The 4,341-nt window shown below is 66.2% G+C and carries 2 protein-coding genes; both read right to left on the bottom strand.

What is annotated here, in order from left to right; translation table 11 throughout:
• Positions 1-29: 29 nt before the first annotated feature.
• Positions 30-3,341, bottom strand: a complete 3,312-nt coding sequence (gene fabD, locus FA89_RS13585; protein WP_036141197.1) for an ACP S-malonyltransferase — start codon at positions 3,339-3,341, stop codon at positions 30-32.
• Between the two features lie 138 nt (positions 3,342-3,479).
• A complete protein-coding gene (locus tag FA89_RS13580; RefSeq protein ID WP_036141194.1) occupies positions 3,480-3,689 on the bottom strand; it encodes an MbtH family protein in 210 nt (69 codons plus the stop codon).
• Between the last annotated feature and the right edge of the window lie 652 nt (positions 3,690-4,341).

Raw genomic sequence — 4,341 nt, 5'->3', positions numbered from 1 at the left:
GAAAGTGCCCATGTGGAAAGGTGGTTCACTCAGCGACGAAGTCGGCTGAAGGTGCGGGTGAGGTGCGCGGCGGCGGCGTCCATGATCCGCACGGCGATGTCGTCCACGTGGCGCGCGGTCCACGGTTCCAGCGCGGTGCCCTTCACCCACTGGTTGAACGAGCCCAGCGCCGGTCCTGTCTGGATCTGGTAATTCACCCGGTCGTCGCCGTTACCCTCCATGGCGATGCGCGTGCAGTAGGCGAAGTACCAGCGGAACACCAGCGCCATCTTGTGCTTGCCGTTGGCCTCCGCCTTGGCGATCTCGTGATCCCGGCCCACGGAACGGAAGTACGCCGAGGTCTCCTGCCAGATCGCCTCGAAACTCTTGTGGAAGAACGTGGTTTCCAGCTGCTGCCGGGTGCGCTCGGGGATGTCTTCCAGGCTGTCGTGGTGGCGGTACAGCGACAGCAGCTTGTTCGCGCGCGCCGGGAAGAACACCGACTTCTTCAGCACCTGCACCTGCGCGCCGATCTCGAACATGTCGCCGGCGGGCGCGTATTCGGTGTCCTGGATATCCATTGCCTGCAACAGCGCCTTGCCGTCGGCGCTCATGCCCGACTCCACCGTGCACTGGTTGATCGAACCGGTGGCGATGAAGTCGGCGCCGAGCAGGAACGCGGCCGCCGCGGCCTCGGGACCACCGATACCACCGGCCAAGCCCATGCAGATCGGCTCGGCGTAGCCGTGAGTAACTTGCATCTCGTCGCGCAGACGCAACAACGGCGGCAGCATCACGGCCGCGATGCCGCCGTCGGTATGGCCGCCGGAATCGGCCTCGACGCAGATGTCGTAGCTGACCGGCAACGCCTGCGCCCACTGCGCCTGCTCCGGCGTCACCTGCCCCTTGTCCAGCAGGCGCTGCACCAGCGCTGGCGGCGGCGGGCTCATGAACGCCCGCGCCACTTCGGGACGCGACACCTTGGCCACGATGCGGTGATCGCTCACCACCGTGCCGTTCGCATCGCGGCGCAAGCCCTGCAGCCGGAACCGGACCAGCGCCGGGGTCATCTGCATGAAGGCGGCCGCCTCGACGTTGCGGATGCCGTAGCGCAGGCAGAGGTCGACCACCGCTTCCTCATGGGCCGGGTTCTCGTAGTTGGCCAGCAGGTTCATGCCGTACGGCTGACCGGCGTCCAGTCCGGCCTGGATGCGCACGATATTGGCCTCGATGGTCTGCGGCGACAGGCCACCGGCACCGAAGAAACTGAGGAAACCGGCGCGACCCATGCGCACCACCAGCTCCGCGGAGGCGACACCGCGGTACATGGCGCCGGTCATATAGGCGTAGCGCACGCCGAAGCGTCGCTGGAACACCTCGCTGCCCAGCGCCGTGGCGTGGATGCGATACGACGCATCGGGGTCATCGTCGCCGACGCCGCCGGTATCCGCACCATCGGCCGCCGCGGGCATCGCGGGCACAGGCTGCACCACCGTGTCCTGCCGTTCGTCGTGGATCGGCGTTTCCTTGGTGCGGATCTCCTGCACCATCTTCGACAGGATGTTCGCGCCCATCTCCTGGAATTCGATGTCGCCCTTGCCCATCACGTAGCGGATGGAATCCACCCATTGCACGGGGCTGGCGATCTGGCTGGCCAGCGTCCGCGCGATGGAGGCACCGTCGTACGGCCGCGCGGTGGCGTTGGCGATCACGGTGGCGGTGGGCGCGGCAAAGGTGAACTGGCCCAGGTAATCGGCAAACTCCGCCTCGACCGGCCGCATGTGTCGCGAATGGAACGGCGCGCTGACGTTGAGCGGCACGCAGCGCAGTTTCAGCGTCGCGAACAGCTCCGCCGCGGCGGCCAGTGCCTCGTGATCGCCCGCGATCACCGTCTGCGTCGGCGTGTTGAGGTTGGCGATATCCACGCCGTCCAGCCGATGCTCGTCGAGCACGACGCGGATCTGTCCGGCCGAGGTGCCCAGTACGGCGGCCATGCCACCGCCGCCGGCACGCCCCATCAGCTCGCCCCGCTTCTTCACCAGCCTCAGTCCGTCCTCGAACGAGAACACCCCGGCCGCATGCAGCGCGTTGTATTCGCCCAGGCTGTGCCCGGCAAAGAACGCCGGGGCCCGACCTGCCGCGCCATCGGCCTGCAACGCCTGCTCGCGGTAGTAATGCAGCGCGTTGACCACGTACAGCGCCGGCTGCGTGTACTGCGTCTTCGCCAGCAGGCCGTCGCGGTCGTTGAGGCACAGGTCCTCGACGGAGTAGCCGAGGATCTCGGACGCACGGCGCACCTCATCCGGATACAACGGGAACAGGTCCTTGCCCATGCCCCTGAACTGCGATCCCTGCCCGGGAAAAATGACCGCTTTCATCGTGTCTGGCTCCGGCATGCGTACGGTTCGGGTGTCGGGCGCCAGGGCATCCAGGCGCGCGAGGTCGCCGCCGAAGGGCGACATCACCGCGTGCACGCGGGACGCCGTACCGGCGGGCAACAGGTATTTGAGGAAGGTCGCCATCGTTCCCGCGGGGCCGACGTCGATGTAGCGGTAGTCGTCCCGCGGCGGCAGCGTCGCGAGGGTCTCGGCCAGGCGAATGGGCTCGCGCACCACGGCCCAGAAATGATCCGCCGAGGGCGCATCGACATGGCCACCCTGGGCGCAGCACATCAGCGGAACGTGCCCTTGCCGGTACGGCAGCGTGCGCAGGAAGGCCATGTACGGTTCGCGCGCCGCGTCGATCCAGCGCGAATGAAAGGCAAACCCCACCGGCAGCCGCTGGAACGCCAGGCCGCGGCGACGCAACGCCGTCTCGACCGCATCGCTGTTCCGCGCGGGAAGAGACAGCACGGAATGCGTGGCGAAGTTGCGCGCGCCAAGCTCGCACAGGGCGAGCACATCCGGCTCCAGGAATCGCGCCGGCTCACCGACCACCGCGATCATGCAGCCCGGCTCCGCGTGCGCTTCCACGATAAGGGCCTGCTCCACCACGGCGAGCAAGGCGTCGTCCGGGTCCAGCCATCCGGCCACCGCCGCCGCCGCGAACGAACCCAGGCTCGCACCCAGCACGGCATCGACCCGCAGCCCGCGTTCGAGCAGGCTGGTGGCCAGCGCGTACTCCACCATGAAGATGGCGGCATGGCTGTACAGCAGGCGCTGTAGCGGCATATCCGCATCAGCACCCTGCGCGAACAGCACCGCCAGCACCGACACACCGGTCCGTTCGCGGAACAGCCGGTCGGCATGACGCATCGTCGAACGAAAGCAGTGATCGGCCTCGTACAGCTCCCGCCCCATCTCGACGTGCTGGGAGCCCTGGCCGGAAAAAAGAAATACGGTATTCAAGAGCGACGCATCCATCCTTGCACCTGCGCCCACGGACGATTCGTATCGACCCGGAACGCAGCGCAGACCGTGCTGCCAACTCCCCTCCCCCCCCGGGGCACGCGGACGACCCGTGCGGGTCGTCCGAAACTCACTATCGATCGGTTCTAGCCGTTAATGCCTCGACTCGACAGCCAGCGACCGCGGACGCATGTCGGTCCACGCTTCACCGATATAGGCAAGGCACGAGGCCTTCGTTCCCTTTACGCCGACTTTCGTCCAGCCCAGCGGCAGCGACTTCGGCAACGGCCAGATCGAGTGCTGGCCCTCCTGGTTGACCACCACGTCGTACAAGGTTTCTGACGCGTTCGAACTCGTGGACATGCTTGCTCCTGTGCAAACGATGACGTCGTCGCTCTCGATAGTGCGATCGTCGTGTCACAGCGTGGAACGATGGTTTTATGTGGCCCTGATCCCCTCGACCGATACACGCAGCATGCTTGCAGTGTGCCGGTCTGTGTCTCAGATCATTCTTCGAAGAAGACCGTCGGCTTTGCAACCAGCAAGTTCTTACGATCGGTAAATGCAGGTGGGTACGCCATGAAGACGGCTTCGCGCCGCGCTATCTGCCGGATAACGGCATGAGTCCACCATCACCTCCTGCCGTATTTGCACATAGGCAACCGTAGGAGCCCACGATGTGGGCGAAAAACCAACAGCGCGTTGACGCCGAATGCTTCGGAGCAAGAGCCGGCGGGTGCCACCCTCGGGGCCACGCCTGCGGCGACCCGTCAAGGAAGGGCCGCGTCCGCGGCCGTTTATTGATTGCCCTTCGGGCCGGGTCGGGCTTCGAATGGGGATTTCCGACTCGACATCCTGTCTCGCGGAAATGGCCGGCCGTCCTGGCCGGCCCCGCTTCGCGGCCTTGTCCGTTCGAACCCCTCGCCTGCGGCTACCGGCCCCGAGGGTGGCACCCGCCGGCTCTTTCGAAGACTGAGGTTGCGTGTGGGAAGAGCGAAATGCATGGTTTTGCTTT

It is taken from the genome of Luteibacter sp. 9135, assembly GCF_000745005.1.
Classification (GTDB): Bacteria; Pseudomonadota; Gammaproteobacteria; order Xanthomonadales; family Rhodanobacteraceae; genus Luteibacter.
This window is presented reverse-complemented; position numbering and strand designations above follow the sequence as displayed.

Excerpts from the sequence above, each read along its gene's own strand:
- fabD (WP_036141197.1), bottom strand. The coding sequence starts at position 3,341 with ATGGATGCGTCGCTCTTGAATACCGTATTTCTTTTTTCCGGCCAGGGC.
- FA89_RS13580 (WP_036141194.1), bottom strand. The coding sequence starts at position 3,689 with ATGTCCACGAGTTCGAACGCGTCAGAAACCTTGTACGACGTGGTGGTC.